Below are 24,727 nucleotides of genomic sequence, written 5' to 3' on the forward strand. Positions count from 1 at the left end.
TCAGCTCGCGAGCTTCTGCTCGGCGAGCCGCTTGACCCACTCGGGGGTCGGGCGGTTGAGCCGTTCATCGAGGACGACGCGCAGCTTCGCCGCGGCAATCTGGACCCGGCGGTCCGAGGCACCCGGACGCCGCTCTCCGGCCTTCTCGCCGGTGTGCCGCCCCGTGTCCTCGCCGGGGAGCGCCTCGTGCTTGCTCACGGCTCCTCCTTCTCGTGCCTGACCGTCCTGACCGCGGAGGGCCCGCGGATCAGGGCCTGTGCCGCAGGCTCCCTTCCAGTATCGCCTCAGCCGCCCCCGGCCGTCCACGGCCCTCGCCGCAGGCGGCGCGGCCCGTCCACCGCGCGGCCGGTCCGCTGCTCGGCCGGGGCGCGGCGGGGCCGCTGGGGCCTACGTCCGCTCGGGGCCGGGCGCGTCCCCGGAGCCGTCCTCCTCGCCGTCGCCGAGCTCCTCGTCGAGGCCGGCCTCCTCGGCCTCCGCGATGGGGTCGATCCACACGGCATCGAGCAGCTGCAGCTCCTCGTCGCTGGCAATGAGGTCGCTCTTGGCGAGGCTGGCCAGGACCATGGTGCCCATGGCCGCGAGCTGGGGGTCCTGGGATGTCGAGGCCTCGAGGGCCCACTCGGTCCGCCGCCAGAACTCCGCGCGGCGGTCCGAGTAGGAGCGCTGGCGGATGGTCCCGAGTCCGACGATGGCCGCAACCAGCGCGGCGGCGAGCGTGCCCACGGGCGCGAGAGCGGCGACGAGCTCCCACCACTGCGGGGCGGCGGCGAGGTCCGCGGCGGGGACGAGCACCGGCAGGCCGGCCGAGAGCGGGGTCGTCATGAGGGTCGTCATGGCGCCACGGTCTCCGCGGAGCCGGACGGCGCGGGCGCGGCGTCCGGATCCGCGGGCTCCGCGAACCAGAGGCGCGTCTCCCCGTACTTGCGCTCGCCGAAGTGCTGCAGGCCCTGGGGCCAGCCCGGCTCGGGCGAGCGGGCCGAGCGTTCGACGACGATGAGGGCGTCCTCGGCCACGTGGGGCGCGAGCGCCTCGAGGACACGGGAGAGCTGGTCCTCCCCGAGCGGATACGGGGGATCCATGAACACGAGGTCCCAGTGCCGGCCGGCCCCGGTCGTGTCCAGGAACGATCCCACCTTGCCCCGGTGCACGGTGACGGCACGGCGGCCCACGGCGTCGTTGACGAGCCGGGCGTTGCGCTGGCACACGCCCACCGCCTTCGCGTCCGCTTCGACGAGCTCAGCGGTGGAGGCCCCTCGGCTCACGGCCTCCACTCCGAGGGCGCCGGAGCCCGCATAGAGGTCGAGGACCCGGGCCCGCGCGAGGACGCCCAGCGCGTCGAGGCGCGAGAAGAGGGCCTCCTTGACGCGGTCCGTGGTGGGCCGCGTCGCCGATCCGGGCACCGAGGCCAGGGGGGTGCCGCCGATGATGCCCGCGATGATCCTGCTCATCGGGCGGCCCGAGTCGTCTCAGCCACGCTCGAGGAACACCTCCTTCTCCGGTTCCAGGTATGCGTCGATCGCCGTCTTCAGCGCGGGGTGCGCTTCGAGGCCCGGGTCCTCGGCCACGATGCCGAGGGCGTCGGCGCGGGCGCGCTCGATGACGTCGGCGTCCCGCAGGACGCGCAGGAGCCGCAGGGTCGAGCGCCTCCCGGACTGGGACGCGCCGAGGATGTCGCCCTCCCGCCGGTGCTCGAGGTCCTTCTGGGCCAGGACGAACCCGTCGGTGCTCGCGGCCACGGCGTCGAGGCGTTCCCTGCTCGGGTGCCCGGGTTCGAGCGAGGTGACGAGCAGGCACGTGCCCGCGTGGCCGCCGCGGCCCACGCGCCCCCGCAGCTGGTGCAGCTGGGCGATGCCGAAGCGGTCCGCGTCGAGGATCACCATGAGGGTCGCGTTCGGGACGTCGACTCCGACCTCGATGACGGTGGTCGCGACGAGCAGGTCCGTGGTCCCCGCGGCGAAGCCCTCCATCGCCGAGGCCTTCTGGGCGCCGTCGAGCCGGCCATGGAGGGCCGCGATCCGGGTGCCCGCGAGGGCGCTCTCGCCGGCCAGCTGCTCCAGGGTGGCCGCGACCGAGGCGGCGGGGCTGGGCTCCTCGGACGGACCGAGCGCGGTCCCGCCCCAGGTCGCCTCGTCGAGCGCCTCGAGGTCGCCCTCGTCGTCGCCCGACTCTCCGATGGTCGGGCAGACGATGTAGACCTGGCGTCCGGCGTCGATCTCCTCGCGGGCGCGGGCCCAGATGCGCCGCTCCCACGAGGGGTTCTCGGCCAGGCCCACCACGTGGGTCGCGATCGGGGCGCGGCCTGCGGGCAGTTCGCGCAGCATCGAGGTCTCGAGGTCTCCGAACACGGTCATGGCCACGGTCCGCGGGATGGGCGTCGCGGTCATGACGAGCAGGTGCGGGGTGGCGAGGCTCTTGGCGCGCAGGGCGTCGCGCTGCTCGACGCCGAAGCGGTGCTGCTCGTCCACCACGACGAGGCCGAGGTCGGCGAACTGCACCTGCTCCGAGAGCAGGGCGTGGGTTCCCACCACGATCCCCGCCTCCCCGCTCGCCGCCGCGAGGAGGGACCTCTTGCGCTCGGCCCCGCTCTGGCTGCCGGTGAGCAGGACCACCTCGACGCCGTCGGCCGCTCCCAGGATGCCGTCCCGGGCGAGCGGGCCGAGCGTGCGCCGGATCGACTCGTAGTGCTGGGCGGCGAGGACCTCGGTCGGGGCCAGGAGCGCGGCCTGGCCGCCGTCGTCGACCACCTGCAGCATCGCGCGGAGGGCCACGACGGTCTTGCCCGAACCGACCTCGCCCTGCAGGAGCCGGTTCATCGGGTGCCCGGCGGCGAGCTCGTGCGCGAGCACCTCGCCGACCTCCCGCTGGCCCTCGGTGAGGGTGAACGGCAGCCCGGCGTCGAACGCGTCGAGCAGGCCGCCCCGCCGCGTGGGGCTCGGCCGGGACGGGAGCTGGGCGTGCTGGGCCTTGCGCCGCGCGAGGGCGGTCTGCAGGACGAGGGCCTCCTCGTACTGGAACCGCCTCCGGGCGGCGGCCCACTCCTCGGCCGTGGCCGGGACGTGGATCATGCGGTAGGCGTCTGCGATGCCGGGCAGGCGGTACTCGGCGCGCAGCCGCTGCGGGATCGGGTCCTCGAGGCCCTCGAGGTCGACCTGCCCGAGCACCGTCGCGACAGCCTGGGCGATGCGCCAGCTCGGCAGCTTCGCCGTGGCGGGGTACACCGGGATGGGCTTGCCGGCCAGTTCCTCGGCGCTCGCGCCGTCCTCGGCCTCGGCGTCGAGGAGGACGTAGTCGGGGTTGGTCAGCTGGAGGCGTCCCCGGTAGGAGCCCACGCGGCCGGAGAACATCGCCACCGTCCCCGGACGCAGCTGCCGCGAGGCCGCGAAGCTGTTGAAGAAGGTCAGGCTGATCGTGTCGAGGGCGCCCTCGGCGCCGTCGGTCACCACGACGTCGGTGATGGTGCCCTTGCGCGTGGCCATCTTCCTGCTCGTGGCCTTCACCACGCGCGCCAGCAGGGTCACGTCCGAGTCGAGCGGCAGCCCGGCGATGCTGGTCAGCTCCCCGCGTTCGGCGTACCGCCGTGGGAAGTAGTCAAGCAGGTCGCCCGCGGTCACCAGGCCGAGGTGGTCCTTGAGCTTCTTCGCGGAGGCGCCTCCCACGAGCCGGGTGAGGTCCCGATCGCGTTCAGTGGCCACGCCGGCTGCCCTCGGTGATCTGCCCGGCGGAGTCCTCCGTGCTGGTGCCCGGGCCCTGCGAGCGCAGCTCGGTGAACGCGACGCGCTCCGGTTCGCCGATCTGCCGGATGAGGCTGACGGCGGCATCCGGGTCCACGACGTGGACGTGCACGCGCCAGCGGCACAGGCCCGCCTCGTCGTCGAACGCGCCGACCGGGCTCATGATGACCGACTCGCCGATCTCGTCGAGCCGCTGGCGCAGCACCGCGGCGTCGAGCGGGCTGAGCTGGATCGTGCACATGATCTCGACGCCGAGCGCCTCGGGCTGGGCAGCGTGGATGTGGGGGTCCTGGACCCTGAAGCCGTGGAGCGTCTCGAGGGTGTCCTCCGGGATGCCCTCGCCGAGGACCGTGGTGCGCAGCGCGGCGAGGACGAGGAGCAGGCCCACGCCGCCGGCGTCGACCACGCGCGCGCTCGTCAGGACGCCCAGCTGGGCCTCGGTCTCGACGACGGCGCCGAGGGCGGCCTCGACCGCGCCGTCCAGCGCCGCCGCGAGCGCGAGGTTGCTGTCCTCGTGGGCCTCGGCGCTGACGGCCGCGGCAGCGCCCTCGGCGGCGGCCTCGAGGACGCTGAGCATCGTTCCGCCCACGGGCTCGCTGAGCGCGGACCATGCGCGGATCTGGGCACGGTGGAGGGCGCGGGCCAGCAGCGGGGCGCTGAGCCTCGTGTGGCCGGCCAGCGACGCCGCGAAGGCGTCGAGGAAGACGGCGAAGAGGGTGCCGGAGTTGCCCCAGGCCTCCTCCATGGCGGCCTGGCCGGCGGCGCCGAGGAGCAGACCGAGATCGGTGCCCTCGGTCGAGGCCGCGGCAGTGGAGGCCGCACGGACGGTGTGGTACAGGTTCGTGCCGGTGTCGCCGTCGGCCACGGGGAAGATGTTGATCGCGTTGAGCCGGTCGCTGTGGTTGGCGAGCGCGGTCTCCGCGTCGGCGAGCCACCGCCGCATCGCAGCGGCGTTCGAGGCGATCTTAGCGTGCAAAGTGGTCCCATCCGCTCGGTTCCGCGGGGCGCCCGCCGATGGCCACCCCACCCGGCCCGCCGGCCGGAGGCACCACCGAGCCTATCGCAGTGAATCCTTCAGGCAGCTGTGAAGAGGGCGGGAACGCCGCGAGCAGGCCGTGGTCCTCTCCCCCGCCCAGCACCCACCGCAGGGGCTCCGCTCCCACGGCCGCGGCCGGGCCGGCCAGGAGCGCCGCGTGGGCCGCGAGCACGGCCGGGTCGAGGTCGAGCACGACGCCGCTCGCCCGTCCCAGGCGGTCCCCATCCTTGAGCAGGCCGTCGGAGAGGTCCATGAGCGCGGTGGCGCCGGCGCGTGCGGCGGCGGGGCCTGCGGCAAGCGGCGGCTGCGGGCGGCAGAAGGCGCGGATGACGCCGCGGGCCTCCTCGCCGAGGCCGGCGTACCGCGGCCCGTGCTCGAGCAGGGCGAGCCCGGCGGCCGCTGTGCCGAGCTTCCCGGCGACGGCCACGACATCCCCGGGCCGGGCGCCGGAGCGCAGCACGGGGGCGCGCCCCTCGAGGCTTCCGAGGACTGTGACGGTCACCGAGAGCTCGCCGCCGAGGCCGAGGTCGCCGCCGGCGACGGTGCAGCCAGGGGCTCCGAGCCCCACGATGGCCTCGACGAGCCCGTCGGCGAGGCCCTCGACCCAGGCCACCTCGGTCTCCGCCGGCAGGGTCAGGCTCACCACCATGCCGGTCGCGACCGCGCCCATGGCATTGATGTCGCTGAGGTTCTGGGCCGCGGCCTTCCAGCCCACGTCCGCGCCCGCGGTCCGGTACCCGTTGGGCCAGGTGAGCCGGAAGTCCTGTCCCTCGGTCTGCGTGTCCGTGCTGACCACCACCCGGCCGTCCGGGGCCGCGAGCACGGCGGCGTCGTCCCCCGGGCCGAGGATCGGCGATCCGAGGACCGCCAGCCGGGGGAAGATCCGCTCGAGCAGCTCCCGCTCGCTCACCTCGTTCACGCGCGCCGCCAGGCGCTGGGAATCGGTCACGGACCCAGCCTATCGGCGCGGGCGGCGGTAGTCTGGAGGAACCCCCTAGCCCCGCCCGGATGGAGAAGCATGTCCGCACGAAGCCACGCCCGCGCAGCCCGGTACGGCATCCCGGCGGCGCTCGTCGGCCTCGTCGCCGCGCTGGCCGGGTGCTCCGCCCCGGTCTCCGTGCAGCCGGCCGCGGACGCGGCCAACCCTGCGTGCGCCCCGCTCATGCTGGCCCTCCCGGACACGATCGGCGATGCCCAGCTGCGCACCACGACGAGCCAGGCGACAGCGGCGTGGGGCGACCCGGCCGCCGTCGTGCTCCGCTGCGGCGTGCCCTCGCCGGGTCCCACGACGGACCGGTGCGTGAGCGTCAACGGCGTCGACTGGGTGATCAGGCAGGACTCCCCCGCGACGCCAGGCGCGTCCTCGCCGGGAGCGGCGGCGGGCGGCGCGGCCGGGGCCGGCGACGGGGGCACCTACACGCTCACCACATTCGGCCGGGAGCCGGCCACGGAACTGCTGCTCGATGCGAGCCGGGCAAGCTCCGCGACTGTTCTGGCGAGCCTGTCCCCGGCCGTGGCGAAGATCCCGGCCACCCGCCACTGCGTGGGCCAGGAGGACCTGGCCACGCTGCCGGCGAAGGGCTGAGCCGCGCCTGCCGGCGCGGCCGCTACCGCAGGCCGGTGGGACGGTCGAGGGCGAGCTGGATGAGCTCGTCGATCAGCTCCCGGTAGCCCAGCCCCGTCGCCGCCCACATCGCCGGGTACATGCTGATCGGGGTGAACCCGGGCATGGTGTTGATCTCGTTGATGACGAACTCGCCCTCGGGCGTGTAGAAGAAGTCCACGCGGCTGAGGCCCTCGGCGGAGACGGCGTCGAACGCGGTCGCGGCGAGCTCGCGCACCTTCTCGATCGCCTCCGGCGGCAGGTCCGCCGGACATGAGAGCGAGGCCGCGTCGTTCTCGACGTACTTCGCCGCGAAGTCATAGAAGGTGTGCGCACCGCCCTGGACCACGATCTCGCCCGGCAGTGACGTCCGGGGCGCATCGCAGCCGCGGCCCTCGAGCACGCCGCACTCGATCTCCCGGCCCGCGATCGCGGCCTCGATGACGAGGCGGAGGTCGTGCCGGCGCGCCTCGGCGATCGCGGCGTCGAGGTCCTCCGGGCGGTCCACCTTGGAGATGCCCACCGACGAGCCAGCGCGGCAGGGCTTGACGAACACGGGGTAGCCGAGGCGGTCGACGGCGTCGCGCACCTCCTGCGGGTCGCGGCGCCACTGCTTGTCGGTCACCGTCGTGTACGGGCCGACGGCGAGGCCGGCCGCCTCGAAGGCGACCTTCATGAAGTGCTTGTCCATCCCCACGGCGGAGGCGAGGACGCCGGCGCCCACGTACCGCACGTCGGCGAGCTCGAGGAGGCCCTGGATCGTGCCGTCCTCGCCGAAGGCGCCGTGCAGGAGCGGGAAGACGACGTCGACGTCGCCGAGCTCGCGGGGCACCTGGTTGGGCTCGGCGACGATGAGGCGCGCGGAGCCATCGGCCTCGGCGAGCCGGACCGTGGCCGCGCTGGCCTCCACCTCCGGCGGCTGCCCCGCATTGAGCGCCCACTGGTGCCAGTCGCCCTGGGAAAGGACCCACTGCCCCGCCCGGGTGATGCCGACCGGCACCACCTCGTACTTGTCCGTGTCGATCGCACCCATGACGCCCGCCGCGGTCACGCAGCTCACGGCGTGCTCGCTCGAGCGGCCGCCGAAGAGGAGGGCAACGCGGGTCTTCCTGGTCTCTGTCACGCTTAGTCGCCTTCTGATTTGAGCTGCCGCGCGAGCAGCAGCGGTTCGAGCTTCCCCACCGGCAGCTCGCCGCGCAGGACGGCCACGACTCCGGCCGTGATGGGCATGTCCACCCCGAGGCGCTGGGCGAGCTCGAGCACGGCGGGGGCGGACTTGATGCCTTCCGCCACCTGGGTCATGCGGGCGCCGACGGCCTCGGCGTCGAGCCCCTGCCCCAGCAGCCGCCCGGCGGTGTGGTTCCTGGAGAGCTTGGACGAGCAGGTGGCCACGAGGTCGCCCAGCCCGGCGAGCCCGGACATGGTGGTGAGGTCTGCCCCGAGCGCCACGGCGAGCCGGGTGGTCTCGGCCAGGCCCCGGGTGATGACGGTGGCCTTCGTGTTGTCGCCCATCTCCTTGCCCTCGCAGATCCCGACGGCGAGGGCGATCACGTTCTTGACGATGCCGCCGATCTCGACCCCGGTCACGTCCGTGCTCATGTAGGGGCGGAAGTACGGCGCGGTGCAGGCCTCGGCGATCCACTGCGCGGTCCCGTGGTCCGTGCACGCCACGACGGCGCCCGTGGGCTGGGAGCGCGCGATCTCCATGGCGAGGTTGGGCCCGGAGAGCACGGCGATCTGCTCGGCCGGCAGGGACGTGACCTCGGCGATGACCTCGCTCATCCGCTTGTCGGTGCCGAGCTCGAGCCCCTTCATGAGGGACAGGACGACGGCGCCGCGCGGCACGTGCGCGTTCCAGGCGGTGAGCTGGGCGCGCAGGGACTGCGCGGGCACGGCGAGGACCACGAGCTGTGCCCCCTCGAGCGCCTCGGCCGGGTCCAGGGTCGCGGTGATGGCCGCGGGCAGGGCGATGTCCCCGAGGTACCGGGTGTTCCGGTGCCTGGCAACGTCGGCGACCACCTCTGGGCTGCGGCCCCACAGCCGGATCGAGCGCCGGCTGCTGTGGTGTTCCGCGGCGTCGCCGAGGACCTTGGCGAAGGTGGTCCCCCAGCTGCCGGCGCCCATGACCGCGATGCGTTCGAGCGGCTCGCGGCCCTGATGCTCTGCGGCCACCCTCAGGCCCCGCCGCGCTCGACGTCGCGCCCGTGGAGGCTCTGCTGGTGCTGGGCCGGGTCCCACCGCTGGGCCGGGGGCTGCTCGCCGCGGAGCTCCGCGAGCAGTCCGGTGATCGCGTCCATGATGCGCTCGGTGGCCTCGAGGAGGGTGGTCTTGTCCAGCGGTCGCCCGATGAGATCGGACAGGTCCACCGGATCCCCGACGAGGACCACGGCCTTCTTGCGCGGGAAGGGATAGAGCCGCTTGGCGTAGCGCGGGAACAGCTCGTGGTCCCCCCAGTGGGCGATCGGGATCACCGGGGCGCCGGTCTTGAGGGCGAGCCGGGCGGCCCCTGTGTGGCCCTTCATGGGCCACAGCCCGGGATCGCGGGTGAGGGTGCCCTCGGGGTAGACGATGATCGCGCCGCCCTCGTCGATGACCTCGCGGGCGACCTCGAGGGAGGTGCCCGCCCCGGTGCCCCCGCGGTCCACGGGGATCTGCTTGGTGCCCCTCATGATCTGGCCCAGCACCGGCGGCTTGAACAGGCCGGCCTTGGCGAGGAAGTGCGGCGGCCGCCCCTGGTTGTAGAGCATGTGCCCCACGGTGAGCGGATCGATCTCCGTGCAGTGGTTCACGCAGGCGATGAAGCCGCCGCGGCCGGGGAGCCCGACGAGCTTCTCGGTGCCGCGCCACTCCTTGCGCATCAGCAGGTTCAGGAGGGGCCGGACCACGGCGCCGGCGATCGCGAACGCGATGCGCTCGCCGGCACTCTCCCTCAGGGCCGTCTTCGGGGCGCGGCTCACTGGCCCTCCTCGAGGTCGAAGTCGGCGCCCAGTGCGCCGAGCTTCTCGGTGAAGTACTCGTACCCGCGGCGGATGACGCCCACCCCGGTGGCGCGGGAGACGCCGTCGGCCGCGAGCGCGGCGATGAGGTGGCTGAAGCCGCCGCGGAGGTCGGGGACGTCGAAGTCGGCGCCGTGCAGCGGCGTGGCGCCCGAGATGACCGCCGAATGCAGGAAGTTCCGCTGGCCGAAGCGGCAGGGCACGCTCCCGAGGCACTCGCGGTGCAGCTGGATGGTCGCACCCATGCGGCCCAGGGCCTCGGTGAAGCCGAAGCGGTTCTCGTACACGGTCTCGTGCACGATCGACACGCCCTCGGCCTGGGTCAGGGCGACGACGAGCGGCTGCTGCCAGTCGGTCATGAAGCCGGGGTGGACATCGGTCTCGAGCACGAGCGGCGAGAGCTTGCCGCCCGGGTGGAAGAACCGGATGCCCTCGTCCTCGATCGAGAGGCCCCCGCCGAGCTTGCGGTAGACGTTGAGGAAGGTCATCATGTCGCGCTGGCTCGCGCCCTCGACGAAGATGTCGCCGTGGGTCGCCAGGGCGGCCGAGGCCCACGATGCTGCCTCGTTGCGGTCGGAGAGGGCGCGGTGGGTGTAGCCGCCGAGCTCGGGCACGCCCTCGATGCGGATGGTGCGGTCGTTGAGGACGGCGATGATCGCGCCCATCTTCTGCAGCACCGCGACGAGGTCCATGATCTCGGGCTCGATGGCCGCGCCCTTGAGCTCGGTGACGCCCTCGGCGCGCGTCGCGGTGAGGAGCACCTGCTCGGTGGCCCCCACGCTCGGGTACGGGAGGGTGATCTTGGCGCCCCTGAGCCCGCGCGGCGCAGAGATGCTGATGCCGCCGGGGCGCTTGTCGACGACGGCGCCGAACTGGCGCAGGACGTCGAGGTGGTAGTCGATGGGGCGGTCGCCGATCCGGCAGCCGCCGAGGTCGGGGATGAAGGCCTCCCCGATCGAGTGGATGAGCGGCCCGCAGAGCAGGATCGGGATGCGGGAGTCGCCGGCGTGGGCGTCGATGTCGGCGACCCTGGCGGTCTTGGCATTGGTGGGATCGAGGGTGAGGTCCCCCGTCGTGGCGTCCCGCTCGACCGCGACGCCGTGCAGCTGGAGGAGGCTCGTGACGATGTCGACGTCCTGGATCTCCGGCACATTGCGGAGCCTGGACGGCTCGTTGCCCAGCAGCGCCGCCACCATGGCCTTGGGGACGAGGTTCTTCGCGCCCCGGACCGTCACCTTGCCCGTAAGGGGGATGCCGCCCCGGATGGTCAGAACACTGCTCATGCGCACCTTTTCCTCACTGGCCCCCATAGCCCTCCTGCAGCCCCGCCCGTGCGGAGACCCTGCTAAGCATAGAAGCTCGCGCCCGGGGCAGCGAAAACCCCGGGGCGAGCTTCGTGGCGCGTCGGCCCCTCAGGCCTTGGCTGGGAGGGTGGTGGGCTTGAAAGAGGGCCGCTCTGCCTCGTAGGCGGTGATGGCGTCCTCGTGCTGGAGGGTCAGGCCGATGTCGTCGAGGCCCTCGAGCAGCCGCCAGCGCGTGTAGTCGTCGATCTCGAACGGCGCGACGATGGTGGCGCACGTGACGGTCTTGGAGGTGAGGTCGACCGTGATCTGGGTGCCGGGGTGGTTCTCGAGCTCCTTCCAGATGAGCTCGATGTCGTCCTGGGCCACGACGGCGGCCAGGAGGCCCTGCTTGCCCGAGTTGCCGCGGAAGATGTCCGCGAACCGCGAGGAGAGGACCACCTTGAAGCCGTAGTCCTTCAGCGCCCAGACGGCGTGCTCGCGGGAGGAGCCGGTGCCGAAGTCCGGGCCGGCCACGAGCACCGAGCCGGCATCGAAGGGGGCCTGGTTGAGGATGAAGGACTCGTCCTTGCGCCAGGAGGCGAAGAGGGCGTCCTCGAAGCCCGTGCGGGTGATGCGCTTGAGGAACACCGCCGGGATGATCTGGTCGGTGTCGACGTTGGACTGGCGCAGCGGCACGCCGATGCCGGTGTGGGTGGTGAACTTCTCCATGGCTGGTCCTTCCTTAGGCGGCCGCGCCGGCGGCGGTGTCCGCGGGGACGGGGTCGAGGTCCGACGGGGACGAGAGGGTCCCGCGGACCGCGGTGGCGGCCGCGACGACGGGCGAGACGAGGTGGGTGCGCCCGCCCTTGCCCTGGCGGCCCTCGAAGTTGCGGTTCGAGGTGGACGCGCACCGCTCCCCCGGCTGGAGCTGGTCAGGGTTCATGCCCAGGCACATCGAGCAGCCGGCGAAGCGCCACTCGGCCCCGAACTCGGTGAAGACCTTGTCCAGGCCCTCGGCCTCGGCCTCGAGGCGCACCCGGGCAGAGCCGGGGACCACCATCATCCGCACGTTCGGGTCCTTCGTGCGGCCGCGGACGATCTCGGCGGCGGCGCGCAGGTCCTCCAGGCGCGAGTTGGTGCAGGAGCCGAGGAAGACGGTGTCGACCCGGATGTCCTTCATCGGCGTGCCCGCGGCGAGGCCCATGTACTCCAGGGCGCGGCGGGCGTTGGCCTTGGCGTTCTCGTCCGCCATCTTCTCCGGGTCCGGCACGGACTGGGAGAGGGACACGCCCTGGCCGGGATTGGTGCCCCACGTGACGAACGGCTCGAGCTCGTCGGCGTCGAGGAAGACCTCGGCGTCGAACACGGCGTCGTCATCGGTGCGGAGGGTGTCCCAGTACTCGACCGCCGTGTCCCAGTCTGCGCCCTGCGGGGCGTGGGGGCGGCCCTTCATGAAGGCGTAGGTGGTCTCGTCCGGGGCGACCATCCCGGCACGGGCGCCGGCCTCGATCGACATGTTGCAGATCGTCATGCGGGCTTCCATCGACAGCGCGCGGATCGCTGATCCCCGGTATTCGAGGACGTACCCCTGGCCCCCGCCGGTGCCGATCTTGGCGATGACGGCGAGGATGATGTCCTTGCTGCTCACGCCGGGCTTGAGCGTGCCCTCCACCGTGACGGCCATCGTCTTGAACGGCTTCAGCGGCAGCGTCTGGGTCGCCATGACGTGCTCGACCTCGGACGTGCCGATGCCCATCGCGAGGGCGCCGAAAGCGCCGTGGGTGGAGGTGTGCGAGTCGCCGCACACGATGGTCAGGCCCGGCTGCGTGAGCCCGAGCTGGGGCCCGACGACGTGCACGATGCCCTGCTCCTTGTCGCCGAGCGAGTGCAGGCGCACCCCGAACTCGGCGCAGTTGGTCCGCAGCGTCTCGATCTGGGTGCGGCTCGTCGGATCAGCGATCGGCTTGTCGATGTCGATCGTGGGCGTGTTGTGGTCCTCGGTGGCGATCGTCAGGTCCGGGCGGCGCAGACGCCGCCCGGCGAGGCGGAGGCCCTCGAACGCCTGCGGGGACGTGACCTCGTGCACGAGGTGGAGGTCGATGTAGAGCAGATCAGGCTGCCCTTCCTCGCCCTTGCGCACCACGTGCGCGTCCCAGACCTTCTCGGCCAGTGTGCGTCCCACGGCCTGCTCCCTCCGACTCGTGCCAGTGTTGATGACCGGGCACTGGTCCGGCCAGCGCCCGTCTGGCCACCATCCCGGCTGCCTTGTACCCAGTGGACCAGCGGTCGGGCCGCGCTGGCCACCCCGCCGACTTGCATCTCAGATATTGAGACGCCAATATCAACCTATGGACAATACTAGTGGCGTCGGTGTGATCGACAAGGCCGCCCTCGTACTCGATGCGCTCGAGGCGGGCCCCACCACGCTCGCCCAGCTCGTGGCGGCCACGGGCCTGGCCCGTCCGACGGTGCACCGCCTGGCCCTTGCCCTCGTGCACCACCGCCTCGTGGCCCGGGACATGCAGGGCCGGTTCGTGCTCGGGTCCCGCCTCGTCGAGCTCGCCTCCGCCGCCGGGGAGGACCGGCTCATCGCGGCAGCGGGCCCCATCCTGATGCAGCTGCGCGACGCGACGGGCGAGAGCGCGCAGATCTTCCGCCGCCAGGGTGACTGGCGCGTGTGCGTGGCGTCCGCGGAGCGCCCCGTGGGCCTGCGCGACACGATCCCCGTGGGCACGCAGCTGAGCATGAAGGCCGGCTCCGCGGCCCAGATCCTCGTCGCCTGGGAGGACCACGACCGGCTCCTCGAGGGGCTCCACAACGCCCGGTTCAGCCCCACCGTGCTCGCCGGCGTCCGACGCCGGGGCTGGGCCCAGTCGCTCGGCGAACGCGAGCCGGGGGTCGCCTCGGTCTCCGCCCCGGTGCGCGGGCCCTCCGGCAGGGTGATCGCCGCGGTGTCCATCTCCGGCCCGATCGAGCGCTTGACCCGCCAGCCGGGCCGCCAGCATGCTGAGGTCATCTGCAACGCCGGACGGCTGCTGACCGAGGCCCTGCGCAAGGGCAACGACTAGCCGACCCGGATCCACCACCGGAGCGGGCGGAGGGCCTGTGGCCGAATTCGCGGTGTTCCTGCGCGGCGTGAACGTCGGCGGCATCACCATCAGGATGGCCGAGCTGCGCGAGGCCCTCAGCGCCCTGCCGGTGAGCGGCGTGAAGACGCTGCTCGCGAGCGGGAACGCCGTGCTGTCCACCGACCTGGATGGGGCCACGCTCAAAGACCGCATCGAGGAGACCCTGCGCGCGGCCTTCGGGTACGACGCCTGGGTGATCGTGCTCGCGCGGCAGGACGTCGAGGCGCTAGTCCGCTCGTGCCCGTACCCCTCTGACGATCCCGACGTGCACGCGTACGTCACGCTATCCTCGGATCCGGCCGCGCTCGACAGGCTCGTGGCGCTCCTCGATGCCGAGGGCTCCGGCGGAGCGGCCGAGGACGGCGCCCACGTCCGCCTGGGACCGGTGGCCCTCGCGTGGCGCTGCCCCAAGGGTTCGACCCTCGACGCGCCGCTGTCGAAGGCGACGGCCAAGCCCGTCTTCAAGGCCACCACGACCACGCGCAACCTCCGCACCCTCCAGAAGGTCGAGGCCGCGTTCGGCTGACGCCCTTCCGGGGCCTGCAGCAGGCCTGCAGCATTCCGGCCTGCAGATTCGGGAATGCAGTTTCGGGAATGCAGAAAGGGCCCGGTCCGAAGACCGGGCCCTCCTTGAGGTGACCCCAGCGGGATTCGAACCCGCGTTACCGCCGTGAGAGGGCGGCGTACTAGGCCGCTATACGATGGGGCCTCGCACTGCGCCCGCCGAAATGGCGTGCGCTCCGGCCATCCGCAGTGGATGGCATTGTCGAAGGCCCGGCGCTGCCGGACCTTCAGTGACCCCAGCGGGATTCGAACCCGCGTTACCGCCGTGAGAGGGCGGCGTACTAGGCCGCTATACGATGGGGCCGTGGTACTTTACCGTGCTCAGAGATGAGCGATCCTTCGGTCCTGCCGGGCAGGACTTCCAGAGCTGGGATACCAGGACTCGAACCTAGAATGACGGTACCAGAAACCGTAGTGTTGCCAATTACACCATATCCCACCGTGTCTTCCGGGACGTGCTCACCGGATCTCTCCGATTCGCTCCGTGCCCCTCAGCACGAGTAATTACTTTACCCGAAGCTCCCGCACGCCACAAATCGGCGAGCGGCTGGGCCGAGGGCCCGTGCCGGCGTCGTCAGCCGAGGCCCAGGAGCGCCGGAATCTGCCCGAGTCCGGTGACCTGATCCGGCACGGACCGCGCCATGGCCGGGTCCAGGACGGCGGACCGGCGGTTGAGCCAGATCCCCCGCAGGCCCGCCGCGGCAGCGCCGATGACGTCATGCGCAGGGTTGTCTCCGATGTACACGGTCTCGTGCGCGCCGGTCCCCAGCAGGCGCAGTCCCTCGTGGAAGATCGCGGGATCCGGCTTGGCCACCCCGACGGCGTCGATGCCCACGAGGATGCCGATGCGCTGGAGGCCGGCCGTGTCGAGCTTGGCGCGCTGGTAGTCGTGCACGTTGTTGCTCACGGCCCCGTAGGCGATCCCTGCCGCATCGAGGGCGTCGAGGAGGGGCTCCACGTCGTCGAACGCGCGGACGTAGGTGGGCTGGGCGGTCTCGTAGGCCTCGAGCCAGGCCGCGGATTCGGCATCCGAGGCGAAGGCGCGCCCGAACTGGGCGAGGCAGCGCTCGGCGCGCAGCACGCGCTGCTGGGCGAAGGTGATCTCGCGTGCCACGTACCGCTCGTAGATGTCGTCCGAGCCGCGGGTGAAGATCCGGCAGAACGTGGTCCATCCCGCCTCGTCCAGTCCCGGCAGCAGCGCGGCGCTCACCTCGCGCAGCGCACGGTCCATGGCGCCCTCGAGGTCCACGAGCGTCTCGTCGATGTCGAGCAGGACCCCCTTCACGAGGGCGGTGCCCGCCGCGGGAGCCGCACGCACGACGGCGGGTGCGGACCCGCCGTCGTGCGTCGCGGCTGCCTCGTCAGAGGCAGTGACGGTGAGCTCAGCCACGGAAGGCCTTGAGGCGCGCGAGCGAGGAGTCCTTGCCGAGGATGACCATCGACTCGAAGAGCGGCGGGGAGATCCGGCGGCCGGAGATGGCCGTGCGGACCGGACCGAAGGCCAGGCGGGGCTTGATGCCCAGTCCGTCGACGAGGGCGGCGCGGAGGGCGTCCTGGATGGCCTCCGCCGTCCAGTCGGCGAGCGGCTCGAGCGCGGCGAGGGCGGCGTCGAGCACCTCGGGGAGGTTCGCCGGCATGCCCTTGAGCGCGTCGTCGGCGACCGTGATGTCGGAATCTCCGGTGAAGAGGAAGCCGAGCATCTCCGGCGCCTCGCCGAGGAGGGCGATGCGCTCCTGGACCAGGGGGGCGGCCTCGGTGAGGATCTCCTCCTGGCGCGGGGTGAGGGTCTCCCCCACGAGTCCGGCGGCGCGGAGGTAGGGCACGAGGCGGTCGCGGAAGTCGGCGGGCTCGAGCATGCGCACGTGCGTGCCGTTGATGGCCTCGGCCTTCTTCTGGTCGAACCGCGCCGGGTTGGGCAGCACGTCCGCGATGTCGAAGTGCTGCACGAGCTGGTCCACGGTGAAGATGTCCTCGTCGGCGGACAGCGACCAGCCCAGCAGCGCCAGGTAGTTCAGCAGGCCCTCGGGGATGAAGCCGCGGTCACGGTGGTGGAACAGGTTCGACTGCGGGTCGCGCTTGGAGAGCTTCTTGTTGCCCTCCCCCATGACGTAGGGCAGGTGGCCGAAGAGCGGCATGTAGCTCGCCACGCCGACCGCGTGCAGCGCATGGTAGAGGGCGACCTGGCGGGGGGTCGAGGAGAGGAGGTCCTCCCCGCGCAGCACATGGGTGATGCCCATGAGCGCGTCGTCGACCGGGTTCACGAGCGTGTAGAGCGGGGAGCCGTCCGCGCGGACCACCACGAAGTCCGGGACCGAGCCGGCCTTGAAGCGGATCTCCCCGCGGATGAGGTCGTTGAAGACCACGTCCTCGTCCGGCATGCGGAACCGCAGGACGGGCTCGCGGCCGTCGGCGCGGAAGGCCGCCTTCTGCTCGTCGGTGAGGTCGCGGTCCGAGTTGTCGTAGCCGAGCTTGGGGTCGCGGCCGGCGGCCCGGTGGCGGGCCTCGATCTCGTCCGGGGTCGAGAACGACTCGTAGAGGAAGCCGGCGTCCTTGAGCTTGGTCGCCACGTCCGTGTAGAGGTCGAGGCGGTGGGACTGGCGGTACGGCTCGTGCGGGCCGCCCACGTCGATGCCCTCGTCCCACGTGAGGCCCAGCCAGCGCAGCGCCTCGACGATCTGCTGGTAGCTCTCCTCGGTGTCGCGCTGCGCGTCGGTGTCCTCGATGCGGAACACGAACGTGCCGCTCGTGTGGCGGGCATAGGCCCAGTTGAACAGGGCGGTGCGGACCATGCCGACGTGCGGGGTCCCCGTCGGGGACGGGCAGAAGCGCACCCGCACGGGGGTGTCGGGCAGGACGGACGGGATCGAGGCGGGATCGAGCAGGGGCTCAGCGGGCGAGGAAGTCATAGTGCTCCCCATTCTAGGGGCGTCCCGCCGCGGCCTCCTGAGAGGCACCTTCTGAAGGGCACCTTCTGAAGGTCAGGTCCTGAAGGGCACCTCCTGAAGGTCAGATCCTGAGGGTCAGCTTCTGAAGGTCAGGTCCCGCGAGTGGCAGCCCGCAGGAGGTGACCTTCAGAAGGTGACTCCCAGAAGGTGACTTCCAGATCCCGGTCCGGGGCAGCTACCGGCGGACGACGGGGTTGGCGAGCGTGCCCAGGCCCTCGATCTCGACCTCGACGCGGTCGCCGTCGCGCACGAGGCCGACGCCGGCGGGCGTCCCGGTCATGATGACGTCGCCGGGAAGGAGGGTGAACGCGGCGGAGACGGCGGCGACGAGCTCGTTGACCCCGAACACCATGTCGGCGGTGGTGCCGTCCTGCTTGGTCACCCCGTTGAGGGCCGTGGTGAGGCGGAGGTCCTCGACGTCGAGGTCCGTCTCGATCCACGGCCCGAGCGGCTTGGAGGTGTCGAAGGACTTGGCGCGCGCCCACTGGAGGTCCGTGCGCTGCTTGTCCCGGGCCGTGAAGTCGTTGCCCACCGTGTACCCGAAGATGACGTCCGCGGCCTTCTCGGCGGGCACGTCCTTGCAGATCCGGCCGATCACCACGCACAGCTCGCCCTCGTAGGAGACCTCCTCGCTCCACTCGGGCAGCACCACCGGATCGCCGGGGCCCACCACGGCCGTGTTCGCGACGAGGAACATGGACGGCTCGGTGGGCAGGTCGCTGCCCATCTCCTTCGCATGGTCCGCGTAGTTGCGCCCGATCCCGACCACCTTGCTGCGGGGAATGATCGGCGCCAGGAGGCGGACGTCCTCGAGCGGGTGCGTCTCCCCCGTGGGCTCGACGCCGTTGAAGAAGGGGTCACCCTTGATGGCGGCGACCGTCTCGTGGCCGGGCTCTCCCTGGACCACGCCGTAGAAGGGGGCCGCGTCCGCGGCCGAGATGCTGACACAACGGGCAATGCGCATGGGCCTTACCCTATCGCGGCGCCCCGGGCGGGAGGCCGCGGCTTGGGCCGCCCGCCGCCGCTCCCCTACAGTCTCAGGAGTGGCATCCCCGACTGACGTACCCTTCCTGACCGCCGACTCCCTCGGGAAGGAGATCGCGGGCGAGCCGCTCCTGGAGCCGGTGAGCTTCACGGTCGGGGCCGGCGAGTGCGTCGCCGTGGAGGGCCCGACCGGCTCGGGGAAGACCACCCTCCTGCGCCTGATCCTCGGCCGGGACACTCCCACGACCGGCTCGCTCACCTACGGCGGCCCGCTGGCCAGGCGGCGCCACCTCCACATCGGATCGGCGCTCGGCGCCCCCGGGTTCTACGAGGACCTCACGATCGAGGAGCATCTGACGCTCCTGACGGTGAGCTGGGGCGGCGAAGCCGTCGCGGGCCGGTTCGCCCCGGTCCTCGAGGCGCTGCGCCTGACCCGCATCCTGCACCGCTTCCCCTCGGAGCTCCTCCGGGGAGCGCCAGGCCGCGGGGATCACCTTCGCCCTCGTGCAGCCGGCCTCGCTGCTCGTCCTGGACGAGCCAGAGCAGAGGCTCGACGCCGAGCGGACGCGCGCGCTCGGCTCACTCCTCGCGCGCCGGCGAGAGTCCGGCACCGCGATCGTCATGGCCTCCCACGACGCCGGTCTGGTCGCCGCGACCGCGGGCGCCACCTTGACGCTCGCCGACGGCTGACGGGCAACCGCCGCCCGCTGCCGCCTCGCGAGGAGCCGCGGCGCCCCCACGAAGAGCGGCGCGCCCCCGCCTGGGCGGGGACGCGCCGTCGTGCGCCGCGCGGAGCCCGGGACGGGCCCCGCAGGCTCAGGCGAGCTGCGTCAGCCAGCCGTGCAGGTCCTCGACCGCGCCCGTCTGGATGCCGAGCAGCTGCTCGCGGATGCCCATGGCCACCGAGTCCGGGACCAGCTCGGGGGTGACCAGCGAGCCCTGGGCCGTCTTGAGCTCCCCGATCGGCGTGATGACCGCGGCGGTCCCGCACGCGAAGACCTCGGCGAGGGTCCCGTCGGCGACGGCCTGGCGCCACTCGTCGATCGTGATCTTGCGCTCCTCGACGGTGAGCCCGCGGTCGGCGGCGAGCTGGAGCACGGAGTCGCGGGTCACGCCGTGGAGGATGTTGCCGTTGAGCGCGGGGGTGACGAGGGTGCCGTCCTTGAAGACGAAGAAGATGTTCATCCCGCCGAGCTCTTCCACCGCGAAGTCGTCGGTCGGGTCGAGGAAGAGCACCTGCTTGCAGCCGTTCGCCTCGGCCTCGAGCTGAGCCGCGAGCGAGGCCGCGTAGTTGCCGCCGCACTTGGCCTCGCCGGTGCCGCCGTGGCCCGCGCGGGCGTAGTTCTCGGACAGCCAGATGGAGACGGGCTTGAGCTCGCCGCCGAAGTAGTTGCCGGCCGGCGAGGCGATGACGCGGTAGGACACCTCGCGGGCCGGGCGGACGCCGAGGAACGCCTCGGTGGCGATCATGAAGGGACGCAGGTAGAGGGACTCGCCGTCACCGGAAGGAACCCACTCGCGGTCCACGGAGACCAGCTGGCGCAGGGACTCGATGAAGACCTCGGCCGGGAGCTCGGGCAGGGCCAGGCGGCGGGCCGACTTGTTGAAGCGGCGAGCGTTGGCCTCCGGCCGGAAGGTCCAGACCGTGCCGTCGGCGTGCCGGTAGGCCTTGAGGCCCTCGAAGATCTCCTGGCCGTAGTGCAGCACGGCGGCAGCGGGGTCCATGGCGATCGGGCCGTAGGGCTCGATGCGCGCGTTCTGCCAGCCGCCGTTGCCCTCGGCATCGACCTTCCAGTCGATGACTGCCGTGTGGTCGGTGAAGTGGTCGCCGAAGCCCGGGTTCGCCAGGACAGCCGCGCGCTCCTCGGCGCTCTTCGGGGTCTCCGAGAGCCGCCGTTCGAATTCAACGCCCAGGGCGTTCTGAGTCATGATTCCTCCACATCAGTCGGGCAGATGGCGTCGCTGCCGGGGCCCGGGGCCTGTCAGTCCCACCAGCTTACGCCTGCGCAGTAGGCGCCACGGTGGGCGGACGACGGCGGGTGGGCGCCCGCCGGCGTCCGCCCCGGTGGGCGCCCGGTCGGCGCCCGGTTCGGCAGTCGTTCGGCAGTCGTTGTTCAGAGGCGCGCGGCGATCGCGTCGCCGATCTGGGCCGTGGTGCGGGTCCCGGCCTGGGCGCGGGACTCGACGTCGGCGCGGACCGCGGACTGGATGCGCGCGGCCGCCTCGGCCTGGCCGATGTTCTCGAGCAGGAGCGCGGCCGAAAGGATCGCGGCTGTGGGGTCCGCCTTCTGCTGGCCCGCGATGTCCGGGGCCGAGCCGTGGACGGGCTCGAACATGCTCGGCGCCGTGCCGTCGAGGTTGATGTTGCCCGAGGCGGCGAGCCCGATGCCGCCGGTGACGGCGCCCGCGAGGTCGGTGAGGATGTCGCCGAAGAGGTTGTCCGTGACGATGACGTCGAAGCGGGACGGGTCCGTGACCAGGAAGATCGTCGCGGCATCGACGTGCAGGTAGTCGTGCTCGACGCCGGGGAACTCGGCCGCGACGGCCTCGACCGTGCGCTTCCAGAGGTGGCCCGCGTGGACCAGGACGTTGTGCTTGTGGACGAGGGTGACCTTGTTGCGGCGCGTGGTCGCGCGGCGGAAGGCGTCGCGGACGACCCGCTCGACCCCGTAGGCGGTGTTGACGGACACCTCGGTGGCGATCTCGTGCGGGGTGCCGACGCGCAGGGCGCCGCCGTTGCCGGTGTACGGGCCCTCTGTGCCCTCGCGGACCACGACGAAGTCGATCGTCCCCGGCGCCGCGAGGGGGCTGGGCACCCCGGCGTACAGGGTGGACGGGCGGAGGTTGACGCAGTGGTCCAGGCTGAACCGCAGCTTGAGCAGGACCTCGCGCTCGAGGATGCCCGAGGGGATGCGGGCGTCGCCGGGGGCCGCGCCGACGGCGCCGAACAGGATCGCGTCGCGGCCGCGGATGTCGGCGAGCGTCTCGTCGGAGAGGGTCTCGCCGGTCTCGAGCCAGTGCTGAGCGCCGAGGCTGTAGTGCGTCTCCTTGACCTCCAGCCCGCTGCCCTCGAGGGCGCGGTGGAGGACCTTGAGCGCCTCGGCCGTCACTTCGGGGCCGATGCCGTCTCCGGGGATCACTGCGAGGTCGAGCTGCGTCTGCGTCATGGTGCCAGCGTAGCGAAACCATCCACATGCTGGGCATGCGGTCTCGCAGTTCGGACACCCCGGCTCGACGTCACCCCGAACCTCGCGGCCCCACGCGGTGACCCGCGGACCCCGCGCACCGGGTTAGCTGGGAAGGGCCGCCGCCAGGTAGTCGGCGAAGCCGCCGGGGGCCCTACCGCGCAGCCGGCCCGAGGTGACCACCCTGCAGGCGTCGGTGGCGCGCCACCGCACGCCGAGGGCCTTCGCGGCCAGGACGAGCGCCTCATCCTCGCCGGAGGTCCGGGCGGGGAACCCCCCGGCCGCACCGTAGACGTCGGCCCGCACGCCGAGGTTGGCCCCGAACACGTGCCCGTGGCCGTCGGCGAGCCGGTGGGCGCCGTACCAGGCCGCGAGTCGCTCCGGATCGAGGTCCGCCGGGTCGGGCACGACCGTGCCGAGCACGAGCCCGACCCCGGACTCAGCGAGGGCCAGGTGCTCCACGAGCCAGTCCCGCGGGACCCTGCTGTCCGCATCGGTCGAGGCGATCCAGATCCGTTCCCTGTGCGCCGCCGCCCGTGCGAGGGCATGCCGCACCCCGAGGCGCCGCGCCGCGCCGGCGCTCCCGGCCTGGCCCACCACCGTGTGCACCTGCGGCCACTGGGCCACGACGTCCGCCGATCCGTCGCGGCAGCCGTCCAGGACCACCGTCACCCCCACGCGGACCCGCGGGGCCGCCGCGGCGAGCTCGCACGCGGCCGCCTGCACCGAGCGGAGGCACCCCGGAAGGAGCTCCTCCTCGTCCTTGGCAGGAATGACCACGACGACGTCCGAGACCGCGTGCCTGCCGCTCATGCAAGGCCCTCGCGCTGGGCAACGGACAGGGCGGGCGGCTTCGCGAACACCTCGAGCAGGAAGTCCCGCTCGCGGTGCTGCACCACGGTCTCGAGCCCGCGCTCGGCCCGCAGCCGCGCGTGCACGTCCTCGCCCGTGAGCTGCCACCCCTCGATGGTGCCGAGCCAGTGGCAGGCGAGGAGCGCGCCGTCGTCGGTGAGGCTGCCGAGGCACCGCCGCACGAACTCGTCCAGCTCCGCTGGGCCGAAGTAGTAGCCGACCTCCGAGACGACGATGAGGTCGAAGGCGCCCTCGGGCCATTCCTGCGGCAGCCGGCGGTGCTCCCAGCTGATGCTGGAGGCATCGGGCAGCCGTTCAGCCGCCCGCTCGAGGGCGAGCGGACTGACATCGGTGGCCACGACCTGGTCGGCGCGCTCGGCGAGCTCGCCGGTGAGGACGCCGATCGAGCAGCCGACCTCGAGCGCGCGCCGGTACCGCGCGGCCGGAAGCGCCGAGAGGGTGACGGCCCGTTTGCGCCGCTCGTACCAGCTCGTCGTGAAGTTCCAGGGGTCCGGGCTCGCGGCGTGCACCGCGTCGAAGGTCGCCCGGGCGTCGCGCGGCGGCGAGGCGAAGTAGAGCTCGAAGCCGCGCTCGAAGTGCTCCTGCATCCCGGGGCTGAGCAGCGCCTCGTCGCCGGGGTGGGCGGACAGCGGTGCGGTCTGGGTGAGGTGCAGCGCGAGGGCGTGCTCCTTGGCGCCCTTCGCGGCGGGGGCGAGCTCGAGCCTGCGCGCATCGGCCCACGGGACCCGCGGGTTCCCGGGCGCGGCCCAGTGCCACATCCACACGGGGTACTCCAAGAGCGCCACACCGGCGCCGGCCGCCACCCGCGCGGCCGCGGCGCCGGCGGCGTCGTGGTCGGTGTGCGCGTCGTGCCGCCAGGGTGCCGCGAGCACGACGCCGGCCCCGGCACCTCCGTCCTCGGCCTCGCCGAGGGCGTCGCGGACGGCCTCCTCCAGCGTCCGCTCGAGAGCCGGTCCCCGGTCTGCGAGGGCGCCGTCGGGGAGGCCGAGGCACCGGAGGGTGGCCGAGGGGGCCAACGCGGCGACCGCTGCCCCGACCTCGCGCCGCCGCACCTCGGCGAGCCGGGCAGGGGTGAGCGTTGGCGAGTCGGGGTGGGAGGCCTCCCCGTCCGTCGCGACGATCACGTGCACCGCGGCGCCGGCACGGGCGGCGTGGGCGATGAGGCCGCCCGCGCCGAGCGTCTCGTCGTCGGGATGGGCGGCAAGGACGATGAGGGCGCGGAGCCCGGCGAGGTCCAGCGGGGGCGCTGCCGCCAGGGCCGCGTCGCGGCGCCAGAGGTCCTCGGGGGTGCCCTCGTCGAGGTGGCTGAAGGTCACCACGGCCGCTCCCGCGCCTCGAGCAGGGACCGGCCCAGGGCTGCGCTGTCGCGTTCGGCGTGGTGCTGGCGGAGGTAGAGCCGCAGGTCCGCGACCCGCTGGGCGTGCTCGGCCTCGAAGGCGAGCGGGGCGGGCCCGAGGGCGTGGTCGACGACTGCCAGGACCGTCTCGGCGGCGGCCGCGACGGTCCCCCTTGCACGCAGCGCCAGGAGCGCGCCGGCGGCTCCCTCGGCCTGGCCCGCGTCCACGGCCGCCGCGGCGCCGGCCAGCGCCGCCCGGGCGGTGCCGAGCGCGAGGTCGGCCGAGCCGAGGTGCGCGAGGGCGATCTGGTCCGGGGTCCGCTCGGTGGCCGCGGCCCACAGCCGCCGGGCCACCCCGAGGGCGCCGCCGTGCCAGACGGCCGCGACGCCGATCCCGCCCCACGCGAAGCCGGGCCGCTCGAGGTACCAGCCGTCCGGGCCCACGGGCTCGGCCGGCACGGCGTCGAACTCGACCGGGCCGCTGGGGATGCCGGGGAGGCCGAGGGCCTGCCAGCCGCCCTCGCGGACGGCCACCCCGGGGTGCCCGAGCCGGACGGCGAACGCGCGTCTCGTCTCCGAACCGGTGTGCGCCGTCACGACCGCGTGGCTCAGGGCCCCGGCGAGCGAGCACCAGGGCTTGGTGCCGTGCAGGCGCCAGCCTTCGGCGCTCCGGCGGGCCTCGAGCCTCGCCCCGGCCCCCTCGGCCGCGAAGACTCCCCAGACGCTCCCCTCCTCCGGCTGGCCGAGGCCGGCCTGCCGGAGGATGGCGAGGGCATCGAGGTGGGGCTCGACCACCCGGGCCACCGACAGGTCGGCGGCGCCGAGGCGGGTCAGCAGCTCCCACAGCTCGGCCGTGCGGCCCTCCCCGGGGAACGGGGCGGCCGTGCCCAGCCGGCGGGCGAGCCCGAGCGCCCGGTCCGGCCACTCCCCCGACGCGCTGCGGACGGCCTCCGCGAGGTCATCCCCTGCCGCGGGTTCCGCGGCCGCGTCCGCTGACAGTCCCCTGGCGGGCCCGATTGACACCATGTCAGGACCGTACCCGGCCGGGACTGGTGTGAATCGG

Annotated in this window: 23 protein-coding genes, 3 tRNA genes and 2 pseudogenes; 5 read left to right on the forward strand and 23 right to left on the reverse strand. The window is 73.0% G+C overall.

Going from position 1 to position 24,727, the window contains the following annotated elements; genetic code table 11:
• The 6 genes from ACVWWH_RS10345 to ACVWWH_RS10370 all read right to left on the reverse strand — a co-directional run bounded on the left by ACVWWH_RS10345 (position 1) and on the right by ACVWWH_RS10370 (position 5,716).
• Positions 1-198 carry a hypothetical protein gene (locus ACVWWH_RS10345; RefSeq protein ID WP_066498309.1) on the reverse strand — a complete coding sequence of 66 codons (198 nt, stop codon included), beginning with the start codon at positions 196-198 and terminating at the stop codon, positions 1-3.
• A 189-nt stretch (positions 199-387) separates the two neighbouring features.
• Positions 388-834 carry a hypothetical protein gene (locus ACVWWH_RS10350; RefSeq protein WP_066498310.1) on the reverse strand — a complete coding sequence of 149 codons (447 nt, stop codon included), beginning with the start codon at positions 832-834 and terminating at the stop codon, positions 388-390.
• On the reverse strand, positions 831-1,448 hold the full coding sequence (gene rsmD / locus ACVWWH_RS10355; protein ID WP_066498311.1) for a 16S rRNA (guanine(966)-N(2))-methyltransferase RsmD: 618 nt from the start codon (positions 1,446-1,448) through the stop codon (positions 831-833). Before rsmD ends, ACVWWH_RS10350 begins: the two co-directional genes overlap by 4 nt.
• An 18-nt stretch (positions 1,449-1,466) precedes the next feature.
• Complete coding sequence (locus ACVWWH_RS10360) at positions 1,467-3,692, reverse strand: ATP-dependent DNA helicase RecG (RefSeq protein ID WP_457316517.1); 2,226 nt, start codon at positions 3,690-3,692, stop codon at positions 1,467-1,469.
• Positions 3,682-4,674, reverse strand: coding sequence for a DAK2 domain-containing protein (locus ACVWWH_RS10365; RefSeq protein ID WP_066502421.1), 993 nt, complete (start codon positions 4,672-4,674; stop codon positions 3,682-3,684). The genes ACVWWH_RS10360 and ACVWWH_RS10365 overlap by 11 nt, the downstream gene beginning before the upstream one ends.
• Positions 4,675-4,696: 22 nt before the next feature.
• Entirely contained in the window at positions 4,697-5,716 is a 1,020-nt protein-coding gene (locus ACVWWH_RS10370) for a thiamine-phosphate kinase (RefSeq protein WP_457316518.1), read from the reverse strand.
• 69 nt (positions 5,717-5,785) lie between these two features.
• Between ACVWWH_RS10370 and ACVWWH_RS10375 the strand changes: the two genes are divergently transcribed.
• Positions 5,786-6,352: a DUF3515 family protein gene (locus ACVWWH_RS10375; protein ID WP_457316519.1), complete on the forward strand. Its 567-nt coding sequence runs from the start codon at positions 5,786-5,788 to the stop codon at positions 6,350-6,352.
• A 22-nt stretch (positions 6,353-6,374) separates the two neighbouring features.
• On the opposite strand, the gene ACVWWH_RS10380 is transcribed toward ACVWWH_RS10375, so the two are convergent.
• The 6 genes from ACVWWH_RS10380 to leuC all read right to left on the reverse strand — a co-directional run bounded on the left by ACVWWH_RS10380 (position 6,375) and on the right by leuC (position 12,831).
• A complete protein-coding gene (locus ACVWWH_RS10380) occupies positions 6,375-7,511 on the reverse strand; it encodes a D-alanine--D-alanine ligase family protein (protein WP_066502426.1) in 1,137 nt (378 codons plus the stop codon).
• Positions 7,496-8,494: an NAD(P)H-dependent glycerol-3-phosphate dehydrogenase gene (locus ACVWWH_RS10385; RefSeq protein ID WP_457316556.1), complete on the reverse strand. Its 999-nt coding sequence runs from the start codon at positions 8,492-8,494 to the stop codon at positions 7,496-7,498. The genes ACVWWH_RS10380 and ACVWWH_RS10385 overlap by 16 nt, the downstream gene beginning before the upstream one ends.
• A 50-nt stretch (positions 8,495-8,544) precedes the next feature.
• Positions 8,545-9,303 (reverse strand): lysophospholipid acyltransferase family protein, encoded by a 759-nt coding sequence (locus ACVWWH_RS10390; protein ID WP_457316557.1) that lies wholly within the window; start codon positions 9,301-9,303, stop codon positions 8,545-8,547.
• 20 nt (positions 9,304-9,323) lie between these two features.
• Positions 9,324-10,649, reverse strand: a complete 1,326-nt coding sequence (gene murA, locus ACVWWH_RS10395; RefSeq protein WP_066498315.1) for a UDP-N-acetylglucosamine 1-carboxyvinyltransferase — start codon at positions 10,647-10,649, stop codon at positions 9,324-9,326.
• A gap of 129 nt (positions 10,650-10,778) precedes the next feature.
• Positions 10,779-11,378: a 3-isopropylmalate dehydratase small subunit gene (gene leuD, locus ACVWWH_RS10400; protein ID WP_066498322.1), complete on the reverse strand. Its 600-nt coding sequence runs from the start codon at positions 11,376-11,378 to the stop codon at positions 10,779-10,781.
• A gap of 13 nt (positions 11,379-11,391) precedes the next feature.
• On the reverse strand, positions 11,392-12,831 hold the full coding sequence (gene leuC / locus ACVWWH_RS10405) for a 3-isopropylmalate dehydratase large subunit (protein WP_457316520.1): 1,440 nt from the start codon (positions 12,829-12,831) through the stop codon (positions 11,392-11,394).
• 166 nt (positions 12,832-12,997) lie between these two features.
• Here leuC and ACVWWH_RS10410 point away from each other — a divergent pair, with 166 nt between their 5' ends.
• A complete protein-coding gene (locus ACVWWH_RS10410; protein ID WP_457316521.1) occupies positions 12,998-13,717 on the forward strand; it encodes an IclR family transcriptional regulator in 720 nt (239 codons plus the stop codon).
• 37 nt (positions 13,718-13,754) lie between these two features.
• Positions 13,755-14,303, forward strand: coding sequence for a DUF1697 domain-containing protein (locus tag ACVWWH_RS10415; protein WP_457316522.1), 549 nt, complete (start codon positions 13,755-13,757; stop codon positions 14,301-14,303).
• A 110-nt stretch (positions 14,304-14,413) separates the two neighbouring features.
• On the opposite strand, the gene ACVWWH_RS10420 is transcribed toward ACVWWH_RS10415, so the two are convergent.
• From ACVWWH_RS10420 to ACVWWH_RS10445, 6 genes are all read right to left on the reverse strand, one after another.
• Positions 14,414-14,486 (reverse strand) — tRNA-Glu (locus ACVWWH_RS10420).
• An 86-nt stretch (positions 14,487-14,572) separates the two neighbouring features.
• Positions 14,573-14,645, reverse strand: a tRNA-Glu gene (locus tag ACVWWH_RS10425).
• Positions 14,646-14,708: 63 nt separating this feature from the next.
• A tRNA-Gln gene (locus ACVWWH_RS10430) sits at positions 14,709-14,780 on the reverse strand.
• 135 nt (positions 14,781-14,915) lie between these two features.
• Positions 14,916-15,659 (reverse strand): HAD family hydrolase, encoded by a 744-nt coding sequence (locus tag ACVWWH_RS10435; protein WP_457316558.1) that lies wholly within the window; start codon positions 15,657-15,659, stop codon positions 14,916-14,918.
• Positions 15,660-15,723: 64 nt separating this feature from the next.
• Complete coding sequence (gene gltX / locus ACVWWH_RS10440; protein ID WP_457316523.1) at positions 15,724-17,247, reverse strand: glutamate--tRNA ligase; 1,524 nt, start codon at positions 17,245-17,247, stop codon at positions 15,724-15,726.
• A 214-nt stretch (positions 17,248-17,461) separates the two neighbouring features.
• Positions 17,462-18,250 (reverse strand): fumarylacetoacetate hydrolase family protein, encoded by a 789-nt coding sequence (locus ACVWWH_RS10445; protein ID WP_066498342.1) that lies wholly within the window; start codon positions 18,248-18,250, stop codon positions 17,462-17,464.
• On the opposite strand from ACVWWH_RS10445, the pseudogene ACVWWH_RS10450 reads away from it, so the two are divergent.
• Together ACVWWH_RS10450 and ACVWWH_RS10455 are read left to right on the forward strand one after the other, a co-directional pair.
• Positions 18,249-18,713 (forward strand): annotated as a pseudogene (locus tag ACVWWH_RS10450) (ABC transporter ATP-binding protein); the annotation flags it as partial. The gene ACVWWH_RS10445 and the pseudogene ACVWWH_RS10450 overlap by 2 nt on opposite strands.
• A 31-nt stretch (positions 18,714-18,744) precedes the next feature.
• Positions 18,745-18,960: pseudogene (locus ACVWWH_RS10455) on the forward strand (AAA family ATPase); the annotation flags it as partial.
• Positions 18,961-19,086: 126 nt separating this feature from the next.
• Here ACVWWH_RS10455 and ACVWWH_RS10460 read toward each other — a convergent pair.
• The 5 genes from ACVWWH_RS10460 to ACVWWH_RS10480 form a co-directional block, all read right to left on the reverse strand.
• Positions 19,087-20,199 carry a branched-chain amino acid aminotransferase gene (locus tag ACVWWH_RS10460; RefSeq protein ID WP_457316524.1) on the reverse strand — a complete coding sequence of 371 codons (1,113 nt, stop codon included), beginning with the start codon at positions 20,197-20,199 and terminating at the stop codon, positions 19,087-19,089.
• 185 nt (positions 20,200-20,384) lie between these two features.
• Entirely contained in the window at positions 20,385-21,437 is a 1,053-nt protein-coding gene (locus tag ACVWWH_RS10465) for a 3-isopropylmalate dehydrogenase (protein ID WP_457316525.1), read from the reverse strand.
• A gap of 123 nt (positions 21,438-21,560) precedes the next feature.
• On the reverse strand, positions 21,561-22,268 hold the full coding sequence (locus tag ACVWWH_RS10470; protein WP_457316526.1) for a glycosyltransferase: 708 nt from the start codon (positions 22,266-22,268) through the stop codon (positions 21,561-21,563).
• A complete protein-coding gene (locus tag ACVWWH_RS10475; protein WP_457316527.1) occupies positions 22,265-23,647 on the reverse strand; it encodes a PIG-L family deacetylase in 1,383 nt (460 codons plus the stop codon). Before ACVWWH_RS10475 ends, ACVWWH_RS10470 begins: the two co-directional genes overlap by 4 nt.
• A complete protein-coding gene (locus ACVWWH_RS10480; RefSeq protein WP_457316528.1) occupies positions 23,641-24,690 on the reverse strand; it encodes an acyl-CoA dehydrogenase family protein in 1,050 nt (349 codons plus the stop codon). Before ACVWWH_RS10480 ends, ACVWWH_RS10475 begins: the two co-directional genes overlap by 7 nt.
• Positions 24,691-24,727: the final 37 nt, after the last annotated feature.

Source organism: Sinomonas sp. RB5 (genome assembly GCF_054063535.1).

Bases quoted from the DNA above. Each gene is read 5' to 3' on its own strand.
- ACVWWH_RS10350 (WP_066498310.1), bottom strand. From the start codon at position 834: ATGACGACCCTCATGACGACCCCGCTCTCGGCCGGCCTGCCGGTGCTC.
- rsmD (WP_066498311.1), bottom strand. From the start codon at position 1,448: ATGAGCAGGATCATCGCGGGCATCATCGGCGGCACCCCCCTGGCCTCG.
- ACVWWH_RS10365 (WP_066502421.1), bottom strand. From the start codon at position 4,674: ATGCGGCGGTGGCTCGCCGACGCGGAGACCGCGCTCGCCAACCACAGC.
- ACVWWH_RS10375 (WP_457316519.1), top strand. From the start codon at position 5,786: ATGTCCGCACGAAGCCACGCCCGCGCAGCCCGGTACGGCATCCCGGCG.
- ACVWWH_RS10385 (WP_457316556.1), bottom strand. From the start codon at position 8,494: ATGGGCGCCGGCAGCTGGGGGACCACCTTCGCCAAGGTCCTCGGCGAC.
- murA (WP_066498315.1), bottom strand. From the start codon at position 10,649: ATGAGCAGTGTTCTGACCATCCGGGGCGGCATCCCCCTTACGGGCAAG.
- leuD (WP_066498322.1), bottom strand. From the start codon at position 11,378: ATGGAGAAGTTCACCACCCACACCGGCATCGGCGTGCCGCTGCGCCAG.
- ACVWWH_RS10410 (WP_457316521.1), top strand. From the start codon at position 12,998: ATGGACAATACTAGTGGCGTCGGTGTGATCGACAAGGCCGCCCTCGTA.
- gltX (WP_457316523.1), bottom strand. From the start codon at position 17,247: ATGACTTCCTCGCCCGCTGAGCCCCTGCTCGATCCCGCCTCGATCCCG.
- ACVWWH_RS10445 (WP_066498342.1), bottom strand. From the start codon at position 18,250: ATGCGCATTGCCCGTTGTGTCAGCATCTCGGCCGCGGACGCGGCCCCC.
- ACVWWH_RS10460 (WP_457316524.1), bottom strand. From the start codon at position 20,199: ATGACTCAGAACGCCCTGGGCGTTGAATTCGAACGGCGGCTCTCGGAG.
- ACVWWH_RS10465 (WP_457316525.1), bottom strand. From the start codon at position 21,437: ATGACGCAGACGCAGCTCGACCTCGCAGTGATCCCCGGAGACGGCATC.
- ACVWWH_RS10470 (WP_457316526.1), bottom strand. From the start codon at position 22,268: ATGAGCGGCAGGCACGCGGTCTCGGACGTCGTCGTGGTCATTCCTGCC.
- ACVWWH_RS10480 (WP_457316528.1), bottom strand. From the start codon at position 24,690: ATGGTGTCAATCGGGCCCGCCAGGGGACTGTCAGCGGACGCGGCCGCG.